The 26992-nt window shown below is 71.4% G+C and carries 27 protein-coding genes; 14 read left to right on the forward strand and 13 right to left on the reverse strand.

Going from position 1 to position 26992, the window contains the following annotated elements; genetic code table 11:
- Nucleotides 1-36 precede the first annotated feature (36 nt).
- Nucleotides 37-1044 carry a DNA-3-methyladenine glycosylase family protein gene (locus JNB61_RS10840; protein ID WP_220339621.1) on the forward strand — a complete coding sequence of 336 codons (1008 nt, stop codon included), beginning with the start codon at nt 37-39 and terminating at the stop codon, nt 1042-1044.
- A 62-nt stretch (nt 1045-1106) separates the two neighbouring features.
- On the opposite strand, the gene JNB61_RS10845 is transcribed toward JNB61_RS10840, so the two are convergent.
- Nucleotides 1107-2276, reverse strand: a complete 1170-nt coding sequence (locus JNB61_RS10845; protein WP_220339622.1) for an RtcB family protein — start codon at nt 2274-2276, stop codon at nt 1107-1109.
- A gap of 467 nt (nt 2277-2743) precedes the next feature.
- On the opposite strand from JNB61_RS10845, the gene JNB61_RS10850 reads away from it, so the two are divergent.
- The 3 genes from JNB61_RS10850 to JNB61_RS10860 all read left to right on the forward strand — a co-directional run bounded on the left by JNB61_RS10850 (nt 2744) and on the right by JNB61_RS10860 (nt 3751).
- Nucleotides 2744-3160, forward strand: a complete 417-nt coding sequence (locus tag JNB61_RS10850) for a VOC family protein (protein WP_159842121.1) — start codon at nt 2744-2746, stop codon at nt 3158-3160.
- A gap of 113 nt (nt 3161-3273) precedes the next feature.
- Complete coding sequence (locus tag JNB61_RS10855) at nt 3274-3498, forward strand: hypothetical protein (protein ID WP_159842119.1); 225 nt, start codon at nt 3274-3276, stop codon at nt 3496-3498.
- A 67-nt stretch (nt 3499-3565) separates the two neighbouring features.
- On the forward strand, nt 3566-3751 hold the full coding sequence (locus JNB61_RS10860) for a DUF1918 domain-containing protein (protein ID WP_159842117.1): 186 nt from the start codon (nt 3566-3568) through the stop codon (nt 3749-3751).
- Between the two features lie 23 nt (nt 3752-3774).
- Here the strand turns inward: JNB61_RS10860 and JNB61_RS10865 are convergent, their stop codons facing one another.
- Both JNB61_RS10865 and sigJ read right to left on the reverse strand, forming a co-directional pair.
- Nucleotides 3775-5922, reverse strand: a complete 2148-nt coding sequence (locus JNB61_RS10865; protein ID WP_220339623.1) for a S9 family peptidase — start codon at nt 5920-5922, stop codon at nt 3775-3777.
- Nucleotides 5923-5966: 44 nt separating this feature from the next.
- Nucleotides 5967-6845, reverse strand: coding sequence for an RNA polymerase sigma factor SigJ (sigJ, locus tag JNB61_RS10870; RefSeq protein WP_220339624.1), 879 nt, complete (start codon nt 6843-6845; stop codon nt 5967-5969).
- A 126-nt stretch (nt 6846-6971) separates the two neighbouring features.
- Between sigJ and JNB61_RS10875 the strand changes: the two genes are divergently transcribed.
- Nucleotides 6972-7715: an SDR family oxidoreductase gene (locus JNB61_RS10875; RefSeq protein ID WP_220289091.1), complete on the forward strand. Its 744-nt coding sequence runs from the start codon at nt 6972-6974 to the stop codon at nt 7713-7715.
- Between the two features lie 81 nt (nt 7716-7796).
- Nucleotides 7797-8543 (forward strand): SDR family oxidoreductase, encoded by a 747-nt coding sequence (locus JNB61_RS10880; RefSeq protein WP_220289092.1) that lies wholly within the window; start codon nt 7797-7799, stop codon nt 8541-8543.
- 52 nt (nt 8544-8595) lie between these two features.
- On the opposite strand, the gene JNB61_RS10885 is transcribed toward JNB61_RS10880, so the two are convergent.
- The 3 genes from JNB61_RS10885 to JNB61_RS10895 form a co-directional block, all read right to left on the reverse strand.
- A complete protein-coding gene (locus tag JNB61_RS10885; protein ID WP_220339625.1) occupies nt 8596-9429 on the reverse strand; it encodes an aldo/keto reductase in 834 nt (277 codons plus the stop codon).
- Nucleotides 9430-9482: 53 nt separating this feature from the next.
- Complete coding sequence (locus JNB61_RS10890) at nt 9483-9701, reverse strand: hypothetical protein (RefSeq protein ID WP_159842105.1); 219 nt, start codon at nt 9699-9701, stop codon at nt 9483-9485.
- Nucleotides 9702-9781: 80 nt separating this feature from the next.
- On the reverse strand, nt 9782-10411 hold the full coding sequence (locus JNB61_RS10895; RefSeq protein WP_220339626.1) for a TetR/AcrR family transcriptional regulator: 630 nt from the start codon (nt 10409-10411) through the stop codon (nt 9782-9784).
- Nucleotides 10412-10511: 100 nt separating this feature from the next.
- Here JNB61_RS10895 and JNB61_RS10900 point away from each other — a divergent pair, with 100 nt between their 5' ends.
- Genes JNB61_RS10900 through JNB61_RS10910 form a run of 3 tightly spaced genes read left to right on the forward strand, consistent with a single transcriptional unit; the run spans nt 10512 to nt 14346 of the window.
- The gene (locus tag JNB61_RS10900) at nt 10512-11546 is read left to right on the forward strand and encodes an agmatine deiminase family protein (protein WP_220339627.1); all 1035 of its coding nucleotides are present in this window, start codon (nt 10512-10514) and stop codon (nt 11544-11546) included.
- Nucleotides 11543-13273 carry an amidase gene (locus JNB61_RS10905; protein ID WP_220339628.1) on the forward strand — a complete coding sequence of 577 codons (1731 nt, stop codon included), beginning with the start codon at nt 11543-11545 and terminating at the stop codon, nt 13271-13273. The genes JNB61_RS10900 and JNB61_RS10905 overlap by 4 nt, the downstream gene beginning before the upstream one ends.
- 2 nt (nt 13274-13275) lie before the next feature.
- Nucleotides 13276-14346 carry a C45 family autoproteolytic acyltransferase/hydolase gene (locus JNB61_RS10910; protein WP_220339629.1) on the forward strand — a complete coding sequence of 357 codons (1071 nt, stop codon included), beginning with the start codon at nt 13276-13278 and terminating at the stop codon, nt 14344-14346.
- Between the two features lie 146 nt (nt 14347-14492).
- On the opposite strand, the gene JNB61_RS10915 is transcribed toward JNB61_RS10910, so the two are convergent.
- The gene (locus JNB61_RS10915) at nt 14493-16226 is read right to left on the reverse strand and encodes an FAD-binding oxidoreductase (RefSeq protein WP_308291252.1); all 1734 of its coding nucleotides are present in this window, start codon (nt 16224-16226) and stop codon (nt 14493-14495) included.
- A gap of 137 nt (nt 16227-16363) precedes the next feature.
- Here JNB61_RS10915 and JNB61_RS10920 point away from each other — a divergent pair, with 137 nt between their 5' ends.
- Complete coding sequence (locus tag JNB61_RS10920; protein WP_220339630.1) at nt 16364-17497, forward strand: helix-turn-helix transcriptional regulator; 1134 nt, start codon at nt 16364-16366, stop codon at nt 17495-17497.
- Between the two features lie 7 nt (nt 17498-17504).
- Here the strand turns inward: JNB61_RS10920 and JNB61_RS10925 are convergent, their stop codons facing one another.
- A complete protein-coding gene (locus JNB61_RS10925; protein ID WP_275952227.1) occupies nt 17505-18980 on the reverse strand; it encodes an MFS transporter in 1476 nt (491 codons plus the stop codon).
- Nucleotides 18981-19106: 126 nt separating this feature from the next.
- Here JNB61_RS10925 and JNB61_RS10930 point away from each other — a divergent pair, with 126 nt between their 5' ends.
- A complete protein-coding gene (locus JNB61_RS10930) occupies nt 19107-19742 on the forward strand; it encodes a TetR/AcrR family transcriptional regulator (protein WP_308289164.1) in 636 nt (211 codons plus the stop codon).
- Nucleotides 19743-19751: 9 nt separating this feature from the next.
- Nucleotides 19752-20594 carry an esterase/lipase family protein gene (locus tag JNB61_RS10935; protein WP_220339631.1) on the forward strand — a complete coding sequence of 281 codons (843 nt, stop codon included), beginning with the start codon at nt 19752-19754 and terminating at the stop codon, nt 20592-20594.
- Nucleotides 20595-20601: 7 nt separating this feature from the next.
- On the opposite strand, the gene JNB61_RS10940 is transcribed toward JNB61_RS10935, so the two are convergent.
- Entirely contained in the window at nt 20602-21183 is a 582-nt protein-coding gene (locus JNB61_RS10940) for a TetR/AcrR family transcriptional regulator (protein ID WP_220339632.1), read from the reverse strand.
- Between the two features lie 107 nt (nt 21184-21290).
- On the opposite strand from JNB61_RS10940, the gene JNB61_RS10945 reads away from it, so the two are divergent.
- Nucleotides 21291-22046, forward strand: coding sequence for an SDR family NAD(P)-dependent oxidoreductase (locus JNB61_RS10945; protein ID WP_220339633.1), 756 nt, complete (start codon nt 21291-21293; stop codon nt 22044-22046).
- A gap of 73 nt (nt 22047-22119) precedes the next feature.
- Here JNB61_RS10945 and JNB61_RS10950 read toward each other — a convergent pair whose 3' ends face one another.
- From JNB61_RS10950 to JNB61_RS10960, 3 genes are all read right to left on the reverse strand, one after another.
- Complete coding sequence (locus tag JNB61_RS10950) at nt 22120-22593, reverse strand: GNAT family N-acetyltransferase (RefSeq protein ID WP_220339634.1); 474 nt, start codon at nt 22591-22593, stop codon at nt 22120-22122.
- Nucleotides 22590-22958, reverse strand: a complete 369-nt coding sequence (locus JNB61_RS10955) for an HNH endonuclease (protein ID WP_220289104.1) — start codon at nt 22956-22958, stop codon at nt 22590-22592. Before JNB61_RS10955 ends, JNB61_RS10950 begins: the two co-directional genes overlap by 4 nt.
- A 147-nt stretch (nt 22959-23105) precedes the next feature.
- Nucleotides 23106-23936, reverse strand: coding sequence for a Cof-type HAD-IIB family hydrolase (locus JNB61_RS10960; protein ID WP_220339635.1), 831 nt, complete (start codon nt 23934-23936; stop codon nt 23106-23108).
- A gap of 123 nt (nt 23937-24059) precedes the next feature.
- Here JNB61_RS10960 and pgi point away from each other — a divergent pair, with 123 nt between their 5' ends.
- Nucleotides 24060-25742: a glucose-6-phosphate isomerase gene (gene pgi, locus JNB61_RS10965; RefSeq protein ID WP_220339636.1), complete on the forward strand. Its 1683-nt coding sequence runs from the start codon at nt 24060-24062 to the stop codon at nt 25740-25742.
- A gap of 33 nt (nt 25743-25775) precedes the next feature.
- Here the strand turns inward: pgi and JNB61_RS10970 are convergent, their stop codons facing one another.
- Complete coding sequence (locus JNB61_RS10970; RefSeq protein WP_222855354.1) at nt 25776-26975, reverse strand: GAF domain-containing protein; 1200 nt, start codon at nt 26973-26975, stop codon at nt 25776-25778.
- Between the last annotated feature and the right edge of the window lie 17 nt (nt 26976-26992).

Below are 26992 nucleotides of genomic sequence, written 5' to 3' on the forward strand. Positions count from 1 at the left end.
AACGGATGTCGGAGGCCGGGGCGTAGGGTGGGCGGCATGACCACCTCGCTCTCGCGCATCCCTCGGACGAGGGATGCCGAGCGCTTCGGTCCTCGCGCTCAGACGCGCGATCCCCGACCCGATCACGGCCGACCGATCGAGACGGAGTACCGGCCGCGGCACCCGCTGGATCTGCGCCGTACAGTGCTGTACCAGCGGCGCGGAGCCGGCGACCCGACGATGGCGGTCTCGGGCGCGGTGATCTGGCGGGTGAGCCGCACGCCTGCCGGCATCGCGACGCTCGCCATCCGCGAGACGCATCCCGGGGTCATCCGCGGCGCGGCCTGGGGCCCTGGCCGCGAGTGGGCCCTTGCACAGCTTCCTGCGCTGTGCGGCGCCGACGACGACGCCGGCGACTTCGACGCATCGCAGCATCCGCTCATCGCCGACGCCCACCACCGCAATCCGGGCCTGCGTCTCTCGCGCACCGATCTCGTGTTCGACGCGCTGGCCAGCGCGATCTTCGAGCAGAAGGTCACCGGCATGCAGGCGTTCGGCGCGTGGCGGCGCATCGTGACCTGGTGCGGTGCACGAGCCCCCGGCCCGACGCCGGCGCCGATGTTCGCGCCGCCGACGATCGACGGCTGGCAGCACATTCCGTCGTGGGTCTGGCACCGCGCGGGGCTCGAGCCGCCGCAGTCGATGACCGTCGTGCACGCGGCGCGGCGCGGCGACGCGATCGTCCGAAGCGTGCTCGCCGCCGAAGACGGCGAGGCCGTCGAGCGTGTGCTGATCAGTCAGCGCGGCATCGGCCCGTGGACTGCGGCCGAGACCCGCATCCGGGCCCTCGGCGATCCCGACGCGGTGAGCGTCGGCGACTACCACGTGGCTCACGAGGTCGGCTACGCGTTGACGGGCCACCGGACGGACGACGATGGGATGCTGCGGCTCCTGGCCGCGTGGCCGGGTCAACGTCAGCGCGTCATCCGCCTCATCGGCGCCAGCGGTGTGCGCGAGCCTCGCCGCGGCGCGCGCCTGCACCCGGAGGACCACCGCGACCGCTGACTCCGACGTGTGGGATGCGGCGGCCCGGCCGCTGCGAAGAGCTGCCGGGCCGCCGCATCCGTTCAGTCGCCCTTCACGTTGACGAGCTGCCGCAGCGTGTGCCGCACGACGACGAGGTCGGCCGCGTCGGACATGACCCGGTCGATCGGCTTGTACGCCTGCGGGATCTCGTCGATGAACGCGTCGGTGTCGCGGAACTCGATCCCGGTCATCGCCGCGCGCAGCTGCTCGTGTGTGAACGTGCGGCGCGCCGCGGTCCGCGAGAACTCCCGACCCGCACCATGCGGCGAGGAGTTCAGCGACAGCGGATTGCCGAGGCCCTCCACGACGTAGGACGCCGTTCCCATCGAACCGGGGATGAGGCCCGGCCGACCGGCGTCCGCCTGGATCGCACCCTTGCGGGATACCCACACCTGCTTGCCGAAGTGCTTCTCCGACTCCGTGAAGTTGTGGTGGCAGTTGATCCGCTCGTGCTCGATGACCGGCGCGCCCATGGTCTCCGAGAGCTGACGCGCGACGCGGTCCATCATCTCCTCACGATTGAGCAGGGCGAAATGCTGTGCCCACCGCAGCTCGCGGATGTAGGCCCGGAACTCCGGCGTGCCCTCGACGAGGTACGCGAGGTCGGGGTCGGGAAGCTCGATCCACCACTGCTTCGCCAGGCGCTGCGCGACACCGATGTGGTGCATGGCGATCTTGTTGCCGACACCCCGCGAACCGGAGTGGAGGAACATCCACACGCGGTCGAGCTCGTCCACCGACACCTCGATGAAGTGGTTGCCCGACCCCAGCGAGCCGAGCTGCAGCCGCCAATGGCCGGCGTACCGCGCCGGGTCGAACTCGGCGTTCCGGGCGAGCTCCTCCAGCTCCGCGACTCGCGGCTCGGCGGTGGCGACCACCTTGCGGTTGTCGCGCCCGGCCGAGAGCGGCACGGCCCGCTCGATCTGCTCGCGCAGGTGCGTGAGATCGCGCTCGGCGAGCTGCGCCTTCGTGAACTGGGTGCGCACGGCGATCATGCCGCAGCCGATGTCGACACCGACGGCAGCGGGCATGATTGCCCCGAGCGTCGGGATGACCGACCCGACGGTCGCGCCCTTCCCGAGGTGGGCATCGGGCATGAGAGCCAGATGCGGGTGGATGAACGGCATGCGGGACGAGGTGCGGGCCTGCTCGACGGTCTTCTCGTCGATCAGGCTCGCCCACGAGAGCAGCCGGTCTGTGAGCCTCTCCATGATTCCTTTCCTTGCGTGCTCACGCACCCGTTCGGGTGCGCGGGGCGGGCCGTCGGCTCGGGACTCCCCCCTGGAAAGGGAAACGCCCCGGACCTGTGCGGTGCGGGGCGTGGATCAGCGGATGCTGCTACACGGCCTGCGCCGGAGGGGACGACTCGTAGCGGTCGTTGGGCTGCTGACCCAGGACCGCCTCGAAACGGAGTGCGCGCTCGGCGTTCATCCGTCGTCCTCTCGGCTCGCTCGTGATGCCGCGCCGGCGGGCGCAGCCAGGCCACGTTAGAGGAGGCCGGAGCGCGGCGTCAAGCATCTTCGCGATGTCGGCACGCGATGACGCGGTCGCAGGGGCGGCGAAGGGGTCGAAAGGGGCCGGCCGCCGGACCTCCCTTGTGGATGTCGGAGGTGCCGACGACACTGGGACGCGCCACGCGGCCGGGCGCGGCATCCACCACCCATTTCAGGAGTTCGACATGCCCAGCCTCAACCCGTATCTCTCCTTCAGGAACCAAGCCCGTGAGGCGATGACCTTCTACCAGAGCGTGTTCGGGGGCGACCTCGACATCTCGACGTTCGGCCAGTTCGAGGGGATGGTGCAGGATCCCTCCGAGAACGACCTCGTGATGCACGCGCAGCTCACGAGCCCCGACGGCTTCGTCCTCATGGCGGCCGACACGCCCACCGGAATGACCTACGAGAAGCCGGCCGGCATCTCCGTGTCGGTGAGCGGTGACGACGAAGCGTCGCTGCAGGGCTATTGGGACAAGCTCGCCGACGGCGGCACCATCACAATGCCTTACGACACGCCGCCGTGGGGCGGCAAGTTCGGCATGCTCACCGACCGCTTCGGCATCGACTGGATGGTGGCGGTCAACGCGCAGCAGGGCTGAGCCTGAGCGCGGACTCCGGCGAAGCGCCGGGGTCCGCGCTCGCGCGCGTCGGCGAACACCGGCGCGGCGGAGCGGTCGACGACGGTGAAGCGCCGCACGCCTAGGCTGGCGGCATGACCACGACGCGGAAGGGCTGGACGCGCGGGCACTCCGGCTGGGCGCTCGGCACGGCCCTCATGTTCACGCTGGGGATCGTCTTCGGGCTCATCTGGGGCAACGTGCTGCTGGGCGTCGTACTCGCCGCGGCCGTGTCGATCGGCTGGCTCATGGCGTACGAGTCGTGGCGCGGGCGCAGTGTCGGGCTCGAGAACCGCGACGACGACGGCGCACAGCTGTAGCCGAGCCCCTCACCCCTACCCCTCGCCGCCGCTGCGTCGTATCGTGAGCGCGAGGAGGTGGTCCGCCATGCAGGCAAGCGTCGGCGATCGCGTGATCATCCACGGCCGCGTCGTCGGTGCCGTGGAGCGCGCGGGTGAGGTCATCGAGGTGCGGGGCAGCGCGGAGAACCCGCTGCTGGTGGTCCGCTACGACGACGGCCACGAGGCGATCCTGTCGCCAGGAAGCGACTGCGAAGTCCGGCACGCGTCCTGAGCCGCGCGCCGGACCGGCGCCGTTCAGCCCAGCAGTTCGTAGCGCGACGGATCTGCGCCGAGCACGTGCTCGCCGAGGAACGCGAACACCGTCTCGTACCAGACGACGGCGTGCTGGGGCTTCAGAACCCAGTGGTTCTCGTCGGGGAAGTACAGGAAGCGGTGCGGCATGCGCCCCTGCTCGTCGGCGTGGTGCTCGGCGAGCTCCGACCACAGCCGCAGGCCCTCGCCGATCGGCACGCGGTAGTCCTTGTCGCCGTGCACCACGAGCAGGGGGGTGCGGATGTCGCGCACGAACCGGTGCGGCGAGTGCTCGATCATCGCCTCGGGCGTGAAGATCCGCTGCCAGTACTCCGAACTGTCGGTCGTCCCCGCGAACTGATCGAGCGCCCACAGGCTCGCGTGCGTGACGATCGCGCGGAACCGGTCGGTGTGACCGGCGACCCAGTTGGCCATGTAGCCGCCGAACGATCCGCCCATCGCGGCGGTGCGCGCCTCGTCGATGTCGTCGCGCGCCAGGGCGGCATCGGTGATCGAGAGCAGGTCGGTGTAGGGCTTTCCGCCCCAGCTGTTCCAGCCGCGCGCGATGAAGTCGAGGCCGTAGCCGGTCGACAGCGCGGGGTCGGGAAGCAGCACGGCGTACCCGCGGGCCACGGCGAGCAGCGGCGCCCAGCGCCAGCTCCACGCGTTCCAGCTGTTGAGCGGGCCGCCGTGGATCCACAGCAGCAGCGGCGCCGGCGCCTCCGCCGAGGCGCCCTCGGGCAGCAGCAGCCACCCGCGCACGCGCGCGCCGTCCTCGGCGGTGGTCTCGACCTCGGTGATCGACCCGGGTGCCGCAGGCGCCGGGGCGGGCGTCGCGAGCGGGGTGACCACGCCGTCCCGGGCGATGCGCACGGGGTGCGGCGGCACGCCCCACGACGAGCGGAGCGCGACGATCTCGCCCGTTCCGCGGTCGACCACGACGTTCGAGTAGGCGAAGTCGTCATCGGTGAGCTTCGCCGGCGCACCCGCGTCGAGGGGGATACGGAACACCGGACCACGGCCGTCGTCGTCGGCGGTGGCGATGAGCGCCGCGTCGTCGGCGGCGAACGCGAGGGACGAGGCCCAGCGATCCCACTCGGCGGCCACGCGACGTGGGTCGCCGCCGTCGATGCCCGCGACCCAGATCTCGTAGTCCGTGGGCGCGGCGGGGCTGCTCTTGACGGTGCGCAGGTACGCGAGGCGTGTTCCGTCGTGACTGATGGCCGGCATCTCGTAGTCGACACCGATCTCGTCGAACAGCGTGGTGCGCTCGCCCGTCGCCGTGTCGATCGCGACGATCACGCGGCGGCCGGCGCGCTGCTCACGGTGCTCGAGCGACACGACGAGCGTCGACCCGTCCGGCGTGAGCGCGGCTTCGGCGTGGTCGAGCGACCGCACCGGCTTCGGAGTCAGGTCGCGCGGACGCGGCAGCGTCGGCGGGTACGGCTTCTCTTCGGACGCGGATGCCGCGCCCTCGCCGTCAGCGCCGGGAGCCGCAGCATCGGTCTCCGACGCGTCCTGCGCCGCCGCGTCCGCCACGGCGGCCGCGATCGTGTCTTCGAGGGCGTCGATATCGATCGCGAGCAGGTGCGGCTCGCCGGGGCCCAGGTCGCGGTCCCAGTAGCGCACCGGGTAGGTGTCGTGCAGGATCGCCGACACCTTCTTCTCCTTGCGCTTGGCGCGCAGCGCCGCCTCACCCTCGAGGGTCTCGGCGCCGGGCAGAAGGGATGCCGTGATCACGAGCCGTGCGGACGCGTCGGCGGTCGCGGCGATGCCGTCGACGCCGCCCGCCAGTCGAGTCACCGGCCGGGCCTCGCCGCCGGTGGCCGGCAGCAGCCACAGCTGACCCGACTCGTCGTCGGCTTCGGCATCGGCGTCGGGGCGGGCCGACACGAAGAGGATGTCGCCGTTCGCCGTGAAGGCCGCACCGGCCTCGCCCTTCGCCGACCGCGTCAGGCGTCGAGGCGTGCCTCCGCTCGTCGCCGGCACCGCCCATAGGGACCGGTCGTACCCGGTGCCGTCCTTCTTGAGCGCCGCGACGGTGAGCACCGCCGTCTTCCCGTCGGGCGAGAGGGCGAGTGCCTCCACCCGGGGAAGTGCGATGTAGTCGGTGAGCGAGTCGAAGGGCGTGGAGTTCGCGGGGGTCGACATGGCTCCACGCTAACCGACGCGTCCGCCCCGGGAAGGCGCCCCCGTCAGCACCACTGGGTGAGCTTGTCGGGGTTGCGCATGATGAAGACGTCGGTGATCCGGGCTCCCCGCACCTCGAGCGTCACCAGCGCGTCGGGCACGTCGTGGACCGTCGCGAGGAAGCCGAGGCCGTCGGGCGTCTGGACCGGGACGAGCACGGCGTCAGGAAGCAGACGTGGCAGGCCGAGAAGGAATCGTCCGACCCGGTCGGCGCCGCGCACCGGCCGCAGCGCCGCCGAGACGCGTCCGCCGCCGTCGGAGCGGAGCACGACACCGGGATCGAGCACGGTGACGAGGGCGTCGAGATCACCCGTGGTCGCCGCCTGGGCGAAGGCGCGTGCGACCGCATCGTGCTGTTCCGGTGAGGCCGCTCCCGCACGATGCTCGCGCACGCGCCGTCGCGCCTGGGACGCGAGCTGACGCACGGCGTCCGGACTCCGCCCCACCGTCTCCGCGATCTCGGCGAACGGGACGCCGAAGACGTCATGCAGCACGAACGCGACGCGCTCCGCGGGCGTGAGCGACTCGAGCAGCACGAGGAGGGCCATCGAGACGGAGTCGTCGAGCGTGACCTGCTCGATCGGGTCGATCGGAGCGGATGCCACGAGCGGCGAGTCCTGCGGCACCGGCTCGGGCAGCCACTCCCCCACGTAGCGCTCGCGCCGGGCGCGCGCCGAACCCAGCATGTCGAGGCACACGCGCCCCGCGACCCGCGTGAGCCACGCGGCGGGGTTGCGGATCGCGGCACGCTCCGCGTCCGAGAGTCGCAGCCAGCGGACGTAGGTCTCCTGCACGGCGTCCTCGGCGTCGGCCACGGTGCCGAGCATGCGGTAGCAGAGGCCGAGCAGGGCGCGGCGTTCGGTCTCGACGTCGTCGGTGGGCATCCGTGGTCCTCTCTCTCGATCTTCGACGAGGCACGCGAGCGGAATGTGAGCCGTGCTCTCACATTCTCGCGCTCCGCGTCGTCGGACTATCGAGAGCCCCCGGCTGGGGACGAAAGGAGCAATGCCATGAGGATCGCGGTCGCCGGAGGAACGGGCGTCGTCGGAAGCCACGTCGTGGAGGCGCTGCGCGCGGATGGGCACGACCCGATCGTGCTCAGCCGTCGCACGGGCGTCGACCTCACCACGGGAGCAGGACTCGACGCTGCGCTCGACGACGTCGACGCGGTGATCGACACCGCGAACGTCACGACCGTGTCGGCCGCGGTCGCCACCCGGTTCTTCGAAGCGGCGACGGGCAATCTCGTGTCGGCGGCAGGCCGGGCGGGCGTCGCGCATGTCGCGCTGCTGTCGATCGTGGGGATCGACCGGATCCCGCACGACTACCTCGCGGGAAAGCTCGCACAGGAGCGCGTGGTCGAGGAGGGCGGCGTGCCGTGGACGATCCTGCGCGCGACCCAGTTCCACGAGTTCGCGGGCCAGGTGTTCGACCGCGCGAAGATCGGCCCCCTCCACGTCGCGCCTCGCGGGCGGGTGCAGCCGGTCGCGGCCCGCGAGGTGGGCACGCACCTCGCTGCGCTGGCTGCGGGCGCCCCGCAGGGACGATCCGCCGACCTCGCAGGGCCGCGCGAGGAGCGCCTCGACGACATGATCAAGGCGTACGCACGGCGCACCGGGCACGGCGGCTGGATCCCCTCGGTCAGCCTGCCCGGCGGGCAGATGAAGGGCATGCGGACGGGGCTCGGCCTCCCCGGGCCGGGGGCGGTACTGGGCAGCCAGACCTTCGCGGAGTGGCTCGCCGAGCTCCCCTGAGCGACACGGCGGGTATCGTGCGGCTGGGCCCGGCGGGTCTACGCTGAGCGGGGGTTCGGGTCACACGCACCAGGAGGACTCGTGAGACTCGCCATCGCCGGCGGTACGGGGATGACCGGCGGGCACATCACCGAGATCGCGCGCGGTCGCGGCCATGACATCGTCGTGCTGTCCCGCAGCACGGGGGTGGAGCTGCTGAGCGGCGCGGGCCTGGCCGGTACCCTCGACGGGGTCGACGCGCTGATCGACGTCACGAACGTGACGACCGCGAAGCCCGACGTGTCGGTGATGTTCTTCGCCGGCGCCACGAAGAGCCTGCTCGCGGCCGAGCGGCGAGCACAGGTCGCGCACCACCTGGTGCTGACCATCGTCGGTGCCGAGGCCGCTCCGGACGGCTACTACGCCGGGAAGCTGGTGCAGGAGCGGCTGGTCGCGGAGGGCGACGTGCCGTGGACGATCCTGCGCACGACGCAGTTCCACGAGTATGCGGCGATGATGTACCACCGAGGTCATGCCGGTGCGCACGTCGCACCCTCCGGCCGGGTGCAGCCGATCGCCGCGCGCGAGGTCGCGGCGCACCTCGTCGACCTCGCCGAGCAGGGCCCCGCGGGCCGAACGACCGACCTCGGCGGACCACAGGAGGAGAGCCTCGCCGACATGGTGCACCGCTACGCGCACGCGATCGGCCATCGCGCGCCGATTCCCGTGGTGAACACCCCCGGCGCCATCGGCCGTGCGCTCCGGTCGGGCGCGCTGCTTCCCGGTCCCGGCGCGCTGCGCGGCACCCAGACGTTCGCCGAGTGGCTCGACGCCCTCCCCGACGCCTGAACCGTGACGGATGCTGCCCCCGGCGCAGTGCGCCGGGGGCAGCATCCGTCGATCACATCTCTTCGTGGGTGAGCGGGTCGCCGTCCCACAGACGGCCGCGTTCGAGCGCGCTGATGGCGGCGAGCTGATCGTCGGTGAGGGTGAAGCCGAAGACGTCGGCGTTCTCGCGCTGCCGGTCGGGGTCGGCGGACTTCGGGATGGGCGTGCTCCCGAGCTGCGTGTGCCAGCGCAGCACCACCTGCGTCGGGGTGACGTCGTGGACCGCGGCCAGCTCGGTGAGGATCTGCTCGGTGAGCAGCTCGCTGCGTCTCGCGAGCGGGCTCCAGCTCTCGGTGCGGATTCCGTGGGTCGCGTGGAATGCGCGCAGCTTCTCCTGCGGGAAGTACGGGTGCAGCTCCACCTGGTTCACGGCGGGAACGACACCCGTCTCCTCGATGAGCTCGGTGAGCTGGTCCTCGGTGAAGTTCGACACGCCGATCGAACGCACCAGACCCTGCTCCCGCGCCTCGACCAGGCCGCGCCACGTGTCGACGTACTTCCCGACGCTCGGGTTCGGCCAGTGGATCAGCTGCAGGTCGATGCGGTCGATGCCCAGCAGATCGAGCGAGCCCTTGATGCTGTCGATCGCCTCCTGCCGGCCGTGGTGGCGTCCGGGAATCTTCGAGGCGACGAGCAGCTCGCGGCGGTCGACGCCGCTGCGGCGCACCGCTTCGCCGACCTCGCGCTCGTTCTCGTAGTTGACGGCGGTGTCGAGCAGGCGGTATCCGGAATCGATCGCCGCGACGATGGCGGCGATCCCCTCCTCGCCCCGCAGGTTGTAGGTGCCGAGTCCCAGCTCGGGGAACCAGGTGCCGTCGTTCAGGGTGACAGTGGGGATCGCGCTCATAGGTCCATCCTGGCCCTGTTCCCCCGTGCGCTCCCCGCGTCGTGCACGCGGCGTCACGGACGATCGTCGACGTCGAGGGTGCCCTCGGTCGCCGCACGCTCGTCAGCGGCCGCGCTGTCGATGCGGTCGTCGTCGAGGTCGGGATCCAGCGGGCGGTCGTCTTCGAGTGCCGGATCGAGCATCCCGTCCGCGTCGTCAGCGGTGCCGTCCGCGATGGTCGGATCGTCGTCGTCGCCGAGGGGTGCGGGGATGAGCGGAGGCTGATTGGTCATGGTCTGCTCCTTTCGCTGTCCCGAACGTACGTGAGCACGCCCCGAGGAGCCGAGGGGCTTGTGCCGCCGTGCCCGCACGGCTACGAGGCCACCGCCACCGATCCCGGCCTTGCCCCGACGAGTGCCTCCGCTGCCCGGGCCGTGCGTGCCGCGAACCGCGTGGTGTCGGTGCCGCGGGCGAGGGACTGCGCGTTCAGTCCGTCGATCATGCCGATGAGCTCCCACGCCACCTCGCCCGGCTCGGCCGTCGAGAAGGCCCCGGTGCGGCATCCGTCCTCGATGATCGACTCGACCAGCGTCTGCCAGCGCTCCATCTGCGCCCGGACGGCGAGGGCGAGGGCGTCGTTGCGGCGGGCCATGGCCCAGCCCTCGACCCACACCACGGTCATTTCTTCGCGCCCGCCGTTCATGAGCGTGTCCATGAGGGCCCCGAGTCGGGCCGCCGGATCGGCGACCGCGCCGACCATCCGTTCGACGTCCTTCACCTCCTCGTCGACGAGGTCGGCGTAGACGCGCGCCACGAGGTCGTCCATAGACGGCTGGTAGTGCGCGACCAGGCCGGACGCGACCCCCGCCCGCTCCGCCACGGCGCGCAGGGTGAGGGCGCTCAGTCCCTGGTCGCGCGCGATCGCGGTCGCCGCCGCGACGATCTCGGCGGCCCGTTCGGCGGGAGCCTTGCGGGTGCGGGGGCGGGACGATGTGCTTGACATGGTTTCGCCAGCATAGGTATCTTTCCTATTGATCGCTAGATCAATTACTCCGCGAGGCGCATTCGCCGTCGTCGCGACACCGCCGAACGAAGGGGCGACGATGGCCTGGAGGATGCCGCACGAGGGCGATCCGCACGAACGCACATGGATGGCCTTCCCCAACGAGGGGCCGACGCTCGGCGACGACCCCGCCGAGCAGGAGCGCTTCTATGCCGCGTGGAGCGCGGTGGCGAACGCGGTCGCCGACTTCGAGCCGGTGACGATGCTCGTCGATCCGTCGAAGGCCGAGCGCGCCCGGCGCATGCTCGACTCCGCGATCGACCTCGTCGAGACGCCGGTGGACGAGTTCTGGTTCCGCGACCACGGCCCCACGTTCGTCATCGACGACGACCGCCCCGGCGCCCTCGGCGCCGTGGACTGGATCTTCAACGGCTGGGGCGCGCCGGAGTGGGCATCGTGGGAGAAGGCCGCGCAGCACGCGCGCTTCACCGCCGACCTCGTCGGCGCCGAGGTCGTGAGCTCGCTGCTCGTCAACGAGGGCGGCGGCATCCACGTCGACGGCGAGGGCACCGTCCTCGTCACCGAGACCGTGCAGCTCGATCCGCGCCGCAACCGCTTCGCCGACAGAGCACGCGTCGAGGAAGAGCTCGCCCGCACGATCGGCGCCGCCAAGGCCGTCTGGCTGCCGCGCGGCCTCACCCGCGACTACGACGAGTTCGGCACGAACGGCCACGTCGACATCGTGGCCACGATCCCGACGCCCGGTCGCGTCCTCCTTCACACGCAGCAGAATCCCGATCATCCCGACTTCGAGGTCTCGCGCGAACTGCGCGCGTTCCTGTCGGCTGAGACGGATGCCGCGGGCCGCACCTTCGAGATCATCGACCTCCCCGCCCCCGAGACCCTCCGCGACCACGAGGGGTTCGTCGACTACAGCTACGTCAACCATCTCGTGGTGAACGGCGGGATCATCGCGTGCGGCTTCGGCGAGGAGCGTGCCGACGCGCGGGCGCGCGACATCCTCGAGGCCGCCTACCCCGGGCGCCGGGCGGTGACGGTCGACGCCCGCCAGATCTTCGCCGGCGGCGGCGGCATCCACTGCATCACCCAGCAGCAGCCGGCGGTCGCCCGATGACCCGCCACTACCCGGTCGTCGAGAAGACGATCGCCGAGCTCCGCGAAGCGCTCGAATCGGGCGCCGTGACCAGCGTCGGACTCGTCGACGCGTACCTGGCGCGCATCGACGCGTACGACGCGCCGGGATCGGCCACCTCCCTCAATGCGGTGATCGTGCGCAATCCCGACGCGCGGGCCGAGGCGGCAGCATCCGATCTCCGTCGCACCGAAGGCCGCACGCTCGGTCCTCTCGACGGCATCCCGTACACCGCCAAGGACTCGTTCATGGCGAAGGGCCTCACCGTCGCGGCGGGATCGCCCGCCTTCGCAGACCTCGTCGCGCAGCGCGACGCGTTCTCGATCGAGCGGCTGCGCCACGCCGGAGCCGTGCTCATCGGGCTGACCAACATGCCCCCGATGGCCAACGGCGGGATGCAGCGCGGTCTCTACGGCCGCGCCGAGAGCCCGTACAACGCCGACTACCTGACGTCGGCCTTCGGATCGGGATCGTCCAACGGTTCGGGCACGGCGACCGCGGCGAGCTTCGCGGCGTTCGGGCTCGGCGAGGAGACCTGGTCGAGCGGCCGTGCGCCCGCCTCGAACAACGCGCTGTGCGCCTACACCCCTTCGCGTGGCGTGATCTCGGTGCGCGGCAACTGGCCGCTCGTGCCGACCATGGATGTCGTCGTGCCGCACACGCGCACGATGGCCGACCTGCTCGAGATCCTCGACGTGATGGTGGCCGACGACCCGGAGACCCGCGGCGACTTCTGGCGCGCGCAGCCCTGGATCGGGATTCCGGATGCCTCGGCCCTGCGTCCCGCGTCGTACCCGGCGCTCGCCTCCGCCGATGCCGACGCCGCGGCCGCGAGGCTGGCGGGGAAGCGGTTCGGCGTGCCGCGGATGTACATCAACGCCGACCCCGAGGCCGGGACGAACCCGGACGGCGGCATCGGCGGGCCGACCGGCACCCGCATCGAGACGCGACCGTCGGTGCTCGCGCTGTGGGAGAAGGCCCGGATCGACCTCGAGGCCGCCGGCGCCGAGGTGGTGGAGGTCGACTTCCCGGCGGTGACGAACTACGAGGGCGACCGGCCGGGCGCGCCGACGATCAAGACCCGCGGGCTGGTGACCGAGGCCTTCCTCCAGCGCGAGATCGTCGACCTGTCCGCGTGGGCATGGGACGACTTCCTCCGCGCGAACGGCGATCCCGCACTCGGCCGGCTCGACGACGTCGACGGTGCGATGATCTTCCCGCACCCGGACGGCGCGCTCCCCGACCGCTACACCGGCTTCGACGACGACATCGCGACCTACCCGGCACAGGTGCGCGAGCACCCGTACGCGTCGTTCGCCGACATCCCCGAGATCGCCGACGGCGTCCGCGGCCTCGAAGAGACCCGGCGCGTCGACCTCGAGGACTGGATGTCGATCCTCGGCCTCGACGCGGTCGTCTTCCCCGCCGTCGCCGACGTCGGTCCGGCCGACATGGACGTGAACGAGGCATCTGCCGACCTCGGCTGGCGCAACGGCGTGTGGGTCGCCAACGGCAACCTCGCGATCCGCCACCTCGGCATCCCGACGGTCACCGTGCCCATGGGGACGATGGAAGACCTCGGCATGCCGGTGGGCATGACGATCGCCGGGCGCGCGTACAGCGACCCCGACCTGCTCGCGTGGGCCGCGGCGTTCGAGGCCCTGCGGCCGCGCCGCACCGCGCCGCCGCGCACGCCCGAACTCGACTGACCATGGAACTGCGCACCTTCACCTCCACCACTCCCGATGCCGTCGCACGCGGCCGCGAGCTCGGCGCTGCGTTCGGCCCGCAGTACCGCCGTACCGCGGAGCTCTATCTCGCGCACTTCGCCGAACTGGGCATCCCAGCGGACGACGTGCGCGCGCTCGCCGAACGCACGCACGCCTCCCTGCAGGCGTGGGCACCGGACCTCGCCGCCGAGGCCGAGGCCATCGCGGTGCGGGCCGAGCTCGAGTTGTGGCGGCTCGCCGCGGTCGGCGGACGCACGGAGATCCTCGCCGTGGCGCCGCGCCCGCGGGCAGGCGAATGCTCGACCGCGGTGCACGTAGGCCCGGGCCTCGCTGCAGAGACCCTGCAGACGTGGGACTGGCACGAGTTCCTGGTGCCCGAAGGGCTGCTGCTGGAACTCACAGCGTCGAGCGGGCTGCGGGTGAAGGTGTTCACCGAGTTCGGAACACCGGGAAAGATCGGCGTGAACAGCGCCGGGGTCGGGCTGCATTTCAACATCCTGTCGCACCGGACGGACTCCGCCGCCGGCGGCGTTCCCGTGCACGCGGTCGCGCGCCGGGTGCTGGAAGAAGCGCGCTCGATCGAGGAGGCCCAGAGCATCGCGGCGAGCGCGACAGTGAGCGCGTCGACCGTGCTCACGGTGTTCGAGACCACTCCCACGGGTTCCCGGGCCGCCGCCTTCGAACTCGCACCGGCGGGACTCGGCATCGTCGAGCCTGGCGCCGACGGCTGGCTCTTCCACACGAACCACTTCCTGGATCCCGCGCTGTCGGCGGGCGACACGATGGAAGACGCCACGACGGTCGCCCGCCTGGCGCATCTCGACCGCGTGCGCGGCGAACTCGTGGGCCTGGCGTCCACCGATCGGGCCCTGGCGGCGTGCGGCGGCCGGGGTTCGGCCGCCGAGATCTGCATGATCCCCGACCTGACCCTGTCACCGCTCGATCAGTGGACGACTCTCCTCACGGTCGCCGTCGACACCGAGGGATTCGCACTGGAGGTGTTCCCCGGCCGTCCCGACGAGGCCGCCGCCGCGGGACTCACCCGCGTCTGACCGGGCGCGCTCCGGGCGCGTTCCGCAAGCGGTTCCGTGTGCCGGTGACCCGAACCACGCCGGCCTGACAGACCGGGAGAGACGGGAACGGATGCTGCCGCCCGGGGCTGCAGCATCCGTGTCCGTCCGATCTCGGGGCAGGCTGCTCAGAGGTCGTGGGCGGCGAGCCAGAGACCGGCGGGGTCGTACTGCTCGCGGATCCGGACCAGGCGGTCGCGTGTCTCGACGTCGAAGAAGGCGGACGCCTCCTCCCGCCGGTCCGAGAAGTTCTGGTACGCGACACCGCTGCTCCACGGGCGAAGGGCGGAGGCCGCATCCGCCGTGGTCTGCATTCCGAGCTCGAACAACTGGGGAACCGGCACGGCGGCGAGGGTGAACAGCGCGAACCTGCCGTGAAGCGTCGCGAGCGCAGCGTCGATCGGCCGGGCGAGAGCGCCCTCGAGGTGGCGCAGCTCGGCGATCATGAGCGATGTCTCGGCATCCGGTCCGGCGACCGAGAGGAAGACCGCAACGGCCTCTTCGGGCAGCTCCGCAAGGAGCAGGTGGTCGCTGATCCCGGGCGTCGGGGCCGGCGGGTCCATGTGGACGCCGAGCACGTCGATCGCGGGGATGCGCGTGAACGTGTCGAGCTCGGGGCCCAGCGCCCGCAGCGGGGCGAGGATCTCGGCCGCGCGCTCGTCCTCCTCCAGAACGGCACCGTCGATGACGACGAGGCTGCGGCCGCTGAGGAACGGGGGCAGCTCCGGGATCGGAGGGAACCGCATCGCCCGGAGCGACGTCGTCGCGGACTCCGGAGCGGTCTTCGTCCACTCCACCCACGTGCGCAGCACCTCGGGCCCGTGCGACAGGTCCCACAGCAGCATCCCGGCGACCACATCGGCGATGGGCAGGAGGTCGATCTCGACCGCCACGACGACGCCGAAGCCGCCTCCGCCGCCACGCAGCGCCCAGAACAGGTCGCGATGCTCGTCGGCGCTCGCCCGCACCAGCGCGCCGTCCGCGGTGACGACCTCGATCGCGCGCACGTGGCCCGCCGCCAGCCCGTGACGGCGCCCGTACAGCGACAGTCCACCGCCGACCACGTAGCCGGCCACCGCCACATCGCCGGCGCTGCCGTGGAGTGCCGCGAGCCCGTGCGGCGCGGCAGCGGCTGCGACGTCGCGCCACAGTGTGCCCCCGAGCACCCGTGCCGTGCGCGCGTCCGGGTCGACCCGGACGCCCGTGAACCTGTGCATGCGCAGCAGCACCGTGTTCGAGAGGTCGAGCCCGTGCAGGGAGAGGGCGAGGTGCCCGGTGCTCTGCGGCGCGACACGGAGCCCGTGCGCCGAGGCGGCCGCGACGACGGCCGCGACCTCGTCGACGTCGCGGGGCACCGCCACGGCGGCGGGATGCAGGTCGACGGCGAGGTTCCACGGCGTGCGCGCCGCGTCGTAACCGGGGTCGCCCGGCAGGAGGATCCCGGGGATGCTGCGCAGGGCGGACGCATCGAGCGCGGTGGTGGGAGTGGACATGGCGGTTCCTTCGGTGTGGTGGGTGACGTCGCTCAGGGCGTCGGGGTGGTCGGTGAGTTCGGGGGCGGCGTCCACCTCGGTCCACAGCCCGACGATCGCGCCGGACGGCTCGAGGCTCGCCGCCGTCGCGACGTGCAGCGGGACGTCGGGGTCGCCGAGCCGCTCGCGGACGATGCCGACGATGTCGGCGATGATCGAGGCATCCGTCGTCCGCACCTCGATGCCCACGATGCGCCGAGGCGGGAGGCGTCGAGTCTCGAGGGCGCGCTCCAGGCGGACGACCGCCAGGCACGCTTGTGCGGCGGCGTCTTCGGCGTGCAGGAGCCGGCCGTCCTCGCTCACCGAGCTGGTGTGGATCGTGATGGTCACCCGATCAGCGTCGGGCGTCGGTGCGGACGCGGACCATCCCAGATCGCCCGGCAGATTCCGCCCCCACAGAGATGGCCGGCGCCACCCCCCACACGTCTGGGATACCGCGCGCGCTCCCGGCGGCGCATACTGTGCGGATGGGGAGCATTCTGGCCGCCGAGCGCGCGCGAGGAGATGTCGACGTGCTGTCGCGCGCGGCACTCGATCTCGACGAGTTCATGGGCGAGGCCACCGCGGCCATCCGGCGCGCGGTCCCGTGGGAGGGCGCGTGCGTGGGGACGCACGACCCCGCCACGGCGATGCTGACGAGCGGCCGCAAGTACGGGAGCCTCGTCGGCAGTGACACGCACGATGCGCTGTTCGCGACACTCGAGTACAACTCGCCCGATCAGTCGTCCTTCCGCTCGCTGGCGCGCAGCGACCACGACGCGATCGGCATGCGGGTCACCCTGCCCGACGACATCGCGCGATCGGAGCGCATGAACGTGCTCATGCGGCCGCAGTTCGGTTTCTCGGACGAGGCGCGGCTTGTGTTCCGCGACGGACAGGGCATGTGGGGCGGCCTCGCGCTGTTCCGCGGCCACGACGACGCGTGGTTCACCGAGGACGACATCGCGTTCCTCGCTTCGCTCTCGGGATCGATGGCCAGAGGCGTGCGGGCGGGCGTGCTCGCCCGGCTCACCGGCCCGGCGCTCGTGGACGCGGGGACCGGCGGCCCGGCCGTCGTGATCGTCGACGCCGCAGACGAGGTGACGCACATCAGCGTCGGCGCCGAGGAGCGCCTCGCGCAGCTGCATGCGTCGGAACACCTCATGGACCCGCTCGGCCTGGTGCACGCCCTCGTGGCCGCGGCTCGGGCGAGCCTTCACACGCCCGGCGCGCCGTTGCCTCGGGCGCGGATCCGGACGGCATCGGGGATGTGGCTCGTCGTGCACGCGGCGCCGCTCGCGGCGCGCGACGGATCCACGAGCCAGGTCGTGGTGACGATCGAGGAGGCGCGGCCGCCCGAGATCGTCGAGCTGGTGGTGGCGGCGTTCGGGCTCACGCCCCGCGAGCGCGACGTGACCCGACTCGTGCTGCAGGGAGTCGAGACCAAGGAGATCGCGACGACCCTGCACGTCTCGGCCTACACCGTCCAGGACCACCTGAAGGCGGTGTTCGACAAGGCCGGTGTGCGCAGCCGCCGCGATCTCATCTCACGCATCTACTTCGACCAGTACGTCCCGCGACTGGGAACCGCCGTCAGCACCTCCGGCTGGTTCGCCGACTGACGGGCGGTCAGCGCAGCCCGGAGCGCAGATCCTCTCCGGCCTCGCCGATCGCCGAGGTCGCCGGCGCGCCCGGGGCTGCACTATGCGTCCCGTCTTCCTCGGTGTGCAGCGACGGCGGTGCGGCCGCGTACGCGTCGGACAGCTCGCGGTAGGGCTTCGACACGAAGGCGAGCAGCACGACGAGCAGGAGCACGAGGCTCGCGCCGACGAACGCGAGCGCGATGCCCCGCGCCTCGCCGTCGCCGAGCAGCCAGCCCCACGCGGCCTGGCCCTCGGCCGAATTCATGTAGGGGATCAGCCAGAACTGGGCGATGGGTCCGATGAGGAATGCGGAGACCGGTGCAGCCGCGGACTCGACACTCGCCGCGAAGCCGAAGACCCGCCCCTGCTTCTCGAAGGGAACCACGCGCTGCACGATCGTCTGCTCCGACGCTTCGGCGATCGGCATGAGCGCCATGAAGATCAGGATGCCGAGCCCGTAGAGCCACCACCACTCGCGGATGGCGAAGGCCATTCCGAGCAAGGCGATGCCGATGTTCACGAGCAGCATCGTGCGGACCGGGTTCTTGCCCAGACCGAACTTCGCCACGAGCGCCCCGCCGATGATGAACCCGAAGCTCGTCACGCCGAGGACGATGCCCCACACCTCGACCGAGAAGAGGGTCAGGCCGTACGGGTCCATGAGGGCCATGAAGACCCCGCCCACGAGGTTGTTGAAGGTCGAGAAGAGGATGAGCGCGAGCAGGCCCGGCACCGCCATCACCGCCGGGATCACGCCCTTGAACCCGAAGCCCTTCGGCGCGGCCCCTTCGACGTGCGCGACGCCGCGCTCCGGGATCGGGACGAACATCAGATGGATGAGCGCCACGCCGGTGGCCGCGATCGCGATGGCCACCGTCCAGCCCATGCCGAGGAGCCCGATCGACAGGCCTGAGAACACGCTCGTCACCATGAAGGCGATGCCCTGGACCGCTCCGACGAGGCCGTTCGCCTTGTCGCGGCGGTCGGCGGGCACCAGGAGCGTGACGGTCGTCGACAGCGCGATGTTGCGGAGGTTCTCGACGACGCCGCCGATGAGGATCACGCCGGCGAACGCCCAGAACCAGGGACCGGTCCAGTCGAGCAGGGCGCTCTCGGGGAACGCCACGAACATGGCACCGGCGACGACGTAGGCCGACGCCGTCACGATGCTCGAGAGCAGCATGACCGACTTCTTCTTCATGTGGTCGACGATCACGCCGAAGACCACGCCGAACACCGCGACGAGAAGCATGTACGACCCGCCGATGATCGCCGTGGCGAGCACCGACTTCGTCTCGAGGTACACCCAGAACGTCAGCGCGAACCAGAGGTAGCTCGACGTCACGTTGGCGAGTGCGGTGTTGACGAGCACCTGGTAGAACGCGCGCAGCGTGCGGGCGTCGGGACGGTGCTGGACCGGATCTTCGGATGCTGCGGGCCCCGCCGGGCTCGACTGGCTCATGACGATTCCTTCGGCGTGTTCGCTGACGAGTGGGGAAGGGCGAGGGTCTAAGGTGAATGTGGACACTGTTCACATTCGGTGTTCACACCGTACACACCCCGCCGGGAGGACGCAATGACTTCAGCGGTGCGTGCCTATCATCACGGCCACCTCCGACACGCGCTGATCAGCGAAGGCCTGCAGCTCGCCCGCGCGGGCGGCCCGGGCGCGGTGACCCTTCGCGAAGCGACCCGCGCCGCCGGGGTCTCGCCCAACGCGGCGTACCGCCACTTCGCCGATCGCGACGCCCTGGTGCGGGCGGTCGCCCGCGAGGCGCAGCTCGCTCTGGCCGGCGCCATCACGGCACGCGTCGAGGCGACCCCGGCAGACCTGTCCCCCGCGGAGGCGGCGATCGAGCGGCTGCGGCGCGTAGGCCTGGCGTACATCGACTTCGCACGCACCGAGCGGGGGTGGTTCGAGACCGCGTTCTTCACACAGGACACCCACGCGAACGACGGCATCGTGACCTTGGACGACGAGATCGTCGCCCCCTTCCGCCTCCTCATGGACACGCTCGACGCGATGGTGGACGCCGGCGCCCTCGCCCGCGAGCGACGGCCGTACGCCGAGTGGGCATGCTGGTCGGCCGTCCACGGCTTCGCCGACATCGCAGTGCACGGTCCGGTGCGGTGGCAGCCGGCAACCGTCATCGACGCCCTCGCCGCGTCCGTCGTCGAGTCGGCCATCACCGGCGTCCGCGGCACGTCCACCCCGCCCTCGTAGACTTCGCACATGTCCGACCAGGCGACCGCCGTCTCCGTCCCTCGCCCGTCGATGGTGAGGCGCGGGCTGTCGTGGATCGCCGACTACGTCTACGCGGCCCGCCGGCAGCTCGCCGTGCTGTCGCTTCCCTGGACGATCGGGCGACCCCGCCCCCTTCCGCAGGCGTGGCGCCGGGGCGACCCCGCGCTGCCGGAGGTGTACCTCATCCCGGGCGTGTACGAGCACTGGACCTTCCTGCGCCCCCTCGGCGACGCCCTCGCCGCCGCGGGGCACCGCGTCGCCGTCGTGCACGGCCTGGGCGTGAACCGGCGCACGATCCCCTCGACCGCCGATCGCCTCGGGGAACTGCTCGCCCGCACGCCGGCGCCCGAGGCCGGGCGCGTGCTCGTGGCGCACAGCAAGGGCGGGCTCATCGGCAAGCACCTGCTCGTCTCGTCGGGTGCGGCCGCGCGCGCCGCCGCGGAGGCGGCCGCCGGCGGCGACCCCGCCGAAGCCGCCGCAGCGGCGACCGACACCGGGCGCCCACTCGGCCTCGTCGGCCTCGTCGCGGTCGCCACGCCGTTCGGTGGCTCCCGGCTCGCGCGACTGTTCGTGGTGCCGAGCATCCGCGCGTTCCGCCCCAAGGACGAGGTCATCCTCACCCTCGGGCGCGAGACCTCGGTCAACGGCCGCATCGTGTCGGTGTTCGGGCCGTGGGATCCTCACATCCCCGAGGGGAGCGCACTCGAGGGCGCGACCAACATCGCGGTGCCGACATCCGGCCATTTCCGCGTTCTGGGCGCCCGCTCGACCGAGCGCGCCGTGCTCGACGGCATCGCCGTGCTCACCGGAGCTCGACCGGCGACGGAGTGATCCCCGGTCAGGCCTCGGGGCGGTGCGGCCACCAGTCGGGCAACAGGGCGAAGTAGATGCGGAGGAAATCGTCGACCCGCGGGGACGGATGCCGCAGCCACCCGTCGATGATCCCCACGGTCCCGTCTGCCAGGAAGCGGGCGGCGGCATCCGCCACACTCCCCGCGGAAGCGCCCGAGACCGAGACGGGGATCGCGATGCGACCGCGGCCGAGGAGGCTCTCCGTGGTCCCACGGAAGTGCCTGCTGAGCATCGCGTGGAGCGCACCCCCGCCGTCGGCGAGCTCCCGGCGGTAGATGTCGATGTGCCGCAGGATGTGGTGCAGCACCCCCTCGGTCACGGTCGCGACAGCGGTGGCAGCATCGGCCCCGTCCTTCATGAGGTCGCTGCGCAGCACGTCGAGCTCCGCGGTGAGCGCCGCTTCGACCAGGCCTGCCGGCGAGTCGGCGTGCTCGTAGAACGTCGAGCGGTGGACGCCGGCCGCGTCGGCGAGCTGCGTCACGGTGAGGCTCGAGATCGGCTGATCCGCCGCGAGCGCGAGCGCTGCGGCGTACAGGCGATCGCGGCTGCGCCGCTTGCGGGGATCCATCGCGCCTCCGGGAATCTTTTCGACAGGTGTAGGTTAACTCATGCATAACCGACAGATGTCGGAGAAGTGATCGGCGCCACAGGCTGACGCCACCAACGGAGGTAATCATGGCTACGTACGATGTCGCGGAGCGTTCCGCCATCGTCACCGGCGCAGGATCCGGCATCGGCCGGGCGGTCGCCCTCACCCTCGCCGACAACGGCGCAGCCGTCCTGGTCGCCGATGTGCGGCAGGAGACCGCGGACGCGGTGGTCGCCGAGATCACGGGCGCGGGAGGCACGGCCGCCGCGTTCGTCGGCGATGTGTCGGACCCGGCTGTCGGACAGGCGGCCGTCGAAGCCGCAGAGGCCCTCGCCCCCCTGCGGATCGCGGTCAACAACGCCGGCATCGGCGGCGCCGCGGCGCCGGTCGGCGAGTACCCGGTCGACTCGTGGCAGAAGGTCATCGAGATCAACCTGAACGCGGTGTTCTACGGCACGCGCGCGCAGGCGCCCGCGATCGCGAAGAACGGCGGCGGATCGATCGTCAACATCTCGTCGGTGCTCGGCTCGGTCGGCATCCCGATGTCGTCGGCATACGTCGCGTCCAAGCACGGCGTCGTCGGCCTCACGAAGAACGCCGCGCTCGAATACGGCACGCAGGGCGTGCGCGTGAACGCGGTCGGCCCGGGGTTCATCCACACGCCCCTCGTCGACGCGAACCTCGACGCCGACGCGCAGACGGTGCTCGCCGCCAAGCATGCTCTGGGCCGCCTCGGAGACGCGCAGGAGGTCGCGAACCTCGTGGCCTTCCTCGCCTCGGACGCCGCCACCTTCGTCAGCGGCAGCTACCACCTCGTCGACGGCGGATACGCCGCGCAGTAGCATCCGTCGCCCCGAGAACCAGCGGCCCGCGTGCACCCGAAGCACGCGGGCCGCTTCCCATTCCGCGCGATGTCTACAGCTGCGGCGGGGTCCAGACGAGAGTGTGACCGGTCGCGGTGAACGATTCGTTACCGGCGAGCTTGCCGGTCGTGGTCGACTCGAGCATGAAGCCTAGCGCCTCGTAGAAGTCGCGCGCGGCGTTGCCGTCGAGCACCTCGAGCTCGACACGTCCGCCGGACCGCGCGAGGAAGTGCTCGACGAGCGCCCTGCCGATCCCGCGGCGGTAGAGGTCGGGGTCGACGTAGATCCAGGTGATCTCGCCGCCGTCGGGACCGACGCTGCCGGCGATGAACCCTGCGACCTCGCCGTCGGCCTGGGCGACCCAGACCTCGTCGTCGAAGAGGCCCTCGTTCTCATAGGTGGCGGCGAGGTCGAGATAGGCGTCGAGAAGGCCTGCGCCGCGCAGCTCGTCGAGCCGGGCGGCATCGTGGATGCGCCGGATGTCGTCCCAGTCGCGGGATTCGTAGGGACGGATGCTGACGCTCACGGTGTCTCCCCGCCCACCGGGGCGCTCCCCCGCCACGCGGCGAGCACCTCGACGTGACGCAGCAGGAACGCCCGCTCATCGAGCCGCTTACGGCGCAGCCAGCCTGTCACCTCGTCATTGCTCTTGCTCGCGTTGCACGAGCGGCACGCGGGCACGACGTTCTCGAACGTGTATCGGCCGCCGCGCGAGATCGGCAGCACGCAGTCCTTCTGGAACGGGCCCGCCGCCAGGCCGCAGTAGGCGCAGGCACCCCAGGCCTCGACGAGCGCCTCCCATTCATCGGGTGTCAGATCGTTGTCGGCGGCGGCCACCCGGCGGGCACGGCGTCGCGCCGCGCGCGCACGCCTCGTCTGACTCACCGCCATACCCGGAGCCTATTGCTCGCGCCGGCCCCGGCTTCGGCTGCAACGCCGTCGACCCGCCGCCGGCGTCGACATCGTGCGTTGTCGCCGAGGTGACAGGTTACGCACGCGGGGCGCCTCGGCGAGAACGTATCCTCGCCGCGAGGGGGCTCAGGCGACGGGGTCGGGGACGCCGTCCAAGAGCTTCTCGATCGTCGTGATGACGCCGTGCTCCAGGTTCGACGGCGCGCCGTAGCGCGCTCTCGCCACGACCTCCGGGTGCGCGTTGGCCATCGCGAACGAGAGGGACGCGGCATCCATCATCTCGAGGTCGTTGAGGTAGTCGCCGAACACCGCCGTCTGCGCGGGGGTGATGCCGGTCGCGGCCTGCAGACGCCGGAGGGCCACGCCCTTGTTGACGCCCTGGTTCATGACGTCGATCCAGTGCTCGCCCGACACGACCACCTGGTGTGTCGCACGGAGATCGGCCAGCGCGGGGGCGGTGGCCGCGGCATCCGCGAAGTCGAAGATCGCGACCTTGAGGATCTGGTCGTCGACCGAGAGCAGATCGGGCACGGTCTCGAGGCGCGCGTAGTACTTCGCCGCCTCGGGCAGGAACGCGTCGTCGGCGCGCTCGATGTACGCCGACCGCTTGCCGCACACCACGACCCCCAGGTCGCGTCCCTCAGCGGCGAGCGCGCGCAGGCGTGTGACGAGGGACGCCGTGAACGCGGCATCCATCGCGTCCGAGCTGATCTCGGTGTCGCCCTCGACGACGTATGCGCCGTTCTCGGCGATGAACACCATGTCGTCGAGGTGCTCGGCGAATGCCCGCTGCAGGGTCGCGAGCTGACGCCCGCTCGCCGGCGCGAAGCGGATGCCGTCGGCGTGCAGGCGGTCGAGCAGCGGCCAGAGGGCGTCGGGGATGCGGCCGTGGCCGTCGAGCAGGGTGCCGTCCATGTCGACGGCGATGAGGCGCAGGTCGGGCGAGGGGAAGGGCATGATGCGTCAACCCTACGGTTGCCTTCCTGTGCGTCTGGCGGGACCGTCGCCTCACAATGCCTGCGGTCCGCCGGTGAGCAACACGTAACCACGAGGGTCACCGGCGCGGGTACGTTGGGGTGCGTGACAGCTCCCATCGATGCCACCGCCACGTCCGCCTGGGCCGAGCTCAGCTCGATCCGCGACTCGTTCGCCCCCGATCTGCGCGGTTGGTTCGCCGTCGATCCGCGCCGCGCCGAGCGCCTGAGCTTCGAGCTCGCCGACCTGCACGTCGACCTGTCGAAGAACCTCGTGACCGACGAGATCCTCGCCGCACTGGTGCGACTGGCCGAACAGACCGGCGTCGCCGAGCGCTACGCCGCGATGCTCGCGGGCGAGCACATCAACACCACCGAGGACCGCGCGGTGCTGCACACGGCGCTGCGGCGCCCCGCCGGCGCGCAGCCCGCACTCGTCGTGGACGGCCAGGACGTCGACGCCGACGTGCAGTCGGTCCTCAGCGCGATGACCGCCTTCGCCGACCGCGTGCGCTCGGGCGAGTGGAAGGGCGTGACCGGCAAGAAGGTCACGCACATCGTCAACATCGGCATCGGCGGCTCCGACCTCGGCCCCGTGATGATCTCGGCCGCGCTCGAGCCCTACGCCACCGCGGGCATCCACGCCCGCTTCGTGTCGAACATCGACCCGTTCGACATCGCGAACAAGACCAAGGACCTCGACCCCGAGACCACCCTCTTCATCGTCGCGTCGAAGACCTTCACGACCCTCGAGACGCTGACCAACGCCCGCCTCGCGCGGGACTGGCTGTGGGCCGCCCTGGAGAAGTCGGGCGCGATCGACGGTTCGGACGCGGCGAAGACGGATGCTGTCGCCCACCACTTCGTCGCCGTGTCGACCGCTCTAGACAAGGTCGCCGCGTTCGGCATCGACACCGACAACGCGTTCGGCTTCTGGGACTGGGTGGGCGGCCGCTACTCGGTGGACTCGGCCATCGGCCTGTCGCTCATGATCGAGCTCGGCCCGGACGTGTTCCGCGAGCTGCTCGCCGGCTTCCACGCGGTGGACGAGCACGTGGCGGGCACGCCGCTCGAGCGCAACGTGCCGGTGCTGATGGGCCTGCTCAATGTCTGGTACTCCAACTTCCTGGGCGCGCAGTCGCACGCCGTGCTCCCCTACGCGCAGCAGCTCTCGCGCTTCGCCGCGTACCTGCAGCAGCTGACCATGGAGTCCAACGGCAAGTCCGTCCGCTGGGACGGCTCCCCGGTCACGACCGACACCGGCGAGGTGTTCTGGGGCGAGCCCGGCACGAACGGCCAGCACGCCTTCTACCAGTTGATCCACCAGGGCACCCGGCTCATCCCCGCCGACTTCATCGCGTTCGCGAACCCCGCGTATGCGCTCGAAGACGGCGGCCGCGACGTGCACGGGCTGTTCCTGTCGAACTTCCTGGCGCAGACCAAGGCGCTGGCGTTCGGCAAGACCGCCGCTGAGGTGGAGGCCGAGGGCACCACGGGCGCCCTCGTCGCGGCGCGCACCTTCGCGGGCAACAAGCCGACGACGTCGATCTTCGCGCCGGCTCTCACGCCCGCCGTGCTCGGCCAGCTCGTGGCGCTGTACGAGCACATCACCTTCACGCAGGGCGTGATCTGGGGCGTCAACTCGTTCGATCAGTGGGGCGTCGAGCTCGGCAAGCAGCTGGCCCTCCAGATCGCGCCGGCGATCGAGGGCGACGAGGCCGCGATCGCGGCACAGGATGCCTCGACCCGAGCACTTCTCGCGTACTACGCCGCGCACCGCAAGGCGTAGCCGTCCCGCCCGGGGCTCCGCTCGCGGCCGCGATCAGGCGGGTGGATGCCTCGACGCGGCGTCCTCTGCATCGGCCACAGTGAACTGCACGCCATCGGCGATCCGGTAGGGCGCCGTCGCGATCACCGCCCCCACGGCGCGGCGCAGGCGTGACACCTCGGCACGCACCGACACCTCGTGATCCGGGTCGCCGAAAACGGCGAGGCTGAGCCGCCTGGCGGTGAGGCCGGGCGGGCCGGCAGCGGCGAGCAGCCGGAGAATGTCAGCGTGCCGGGGCGTCAGCGCCAGCCGCCAAGGCTCGCCGTCGGCGTACACCTCGAGAAGCGTTCCTCGCAGCTCGGCCCGCAGGGTGGTGCGCGAGCCGGACGGGCGCACGAGCCAGCCGTGAGGTAGCTGCTCGGGTATGCAGATGCCCACTCCGGGCACCGCGATGGGGACGCCCGACGCCGGTGCAGCGATGCGTGCCCGCGACGTGGTGCCGACCTGATGGGCGACCCAGCCGTCGTCGTCGACCACGAGTGCGGGACCGGTGCGGACCAGGTGGGCGGTGGCGTGGCGCAGTCGCTCGAGCTGCGCCTGATGGCGATTCCACAGTGACGATTCGGCGATCCGTGCGGACGAGGTCACCAGCGGAGCGATCGCGGGATGCAGGGTCAGGGCCGGACCACTCACGTCGACGACGCCGATGAGCTCGCCGGTGCGCGGATCGTGGATCGGTGACGCACTGCAGTACCAGGGATGCTGCTGTTGCTCGAAGTGCTCCCCCGCGAAGAGTTCGACCGGCGTCGCCTCTGCGAGCGCGGTGCCGATGGCGTTGGTGCCGACCTGCTCCTCGGTCCACAGGGCGCCCTCGGCGAATCCCAGCCGGTCCGCGGTCGCTCGGACACGCGGTGAGCCGTCCCGCCAGAGCACGGTGCCGCCGGCGTCCGTCACGACAACGACGTAGTCGGCGGCTTCCGCGGACCCCACGAGAACGCCGCGGATGTCGTCGATCACGTGCCGCAGTGGCGACATCTGGCGCAGGCGCTCGAGCTGCCCCAGATCGGACACGCAGCGGCCGTTGAGGCCCGAGGGCTGCACCCCCATGCCGATCACGCGGCGCCACGATCGCGCCACCACCGGCCGCGGCGCCTCGGGCGGAGCAGCGCCGCCGATCACCGCGTCGTGAACGCGGCGAAGGGTCCGTGCCCTCTCGTCGAGGTCGGCGCGTATCCCGGGGAAGGGTGCCGCCATCGGTACCTCCTGCCGTG

The sequence above is a fragment of the Microbacterium ureisolvens genome (genome assembly GCF_019511645.1).
Classification (GTDB): Bacteria; Actinomycetota; Actinomycetes; order Actinomycetales; family Microbacteriaceae; genus Microbacterium; species Microbacterium ureisolvens_A.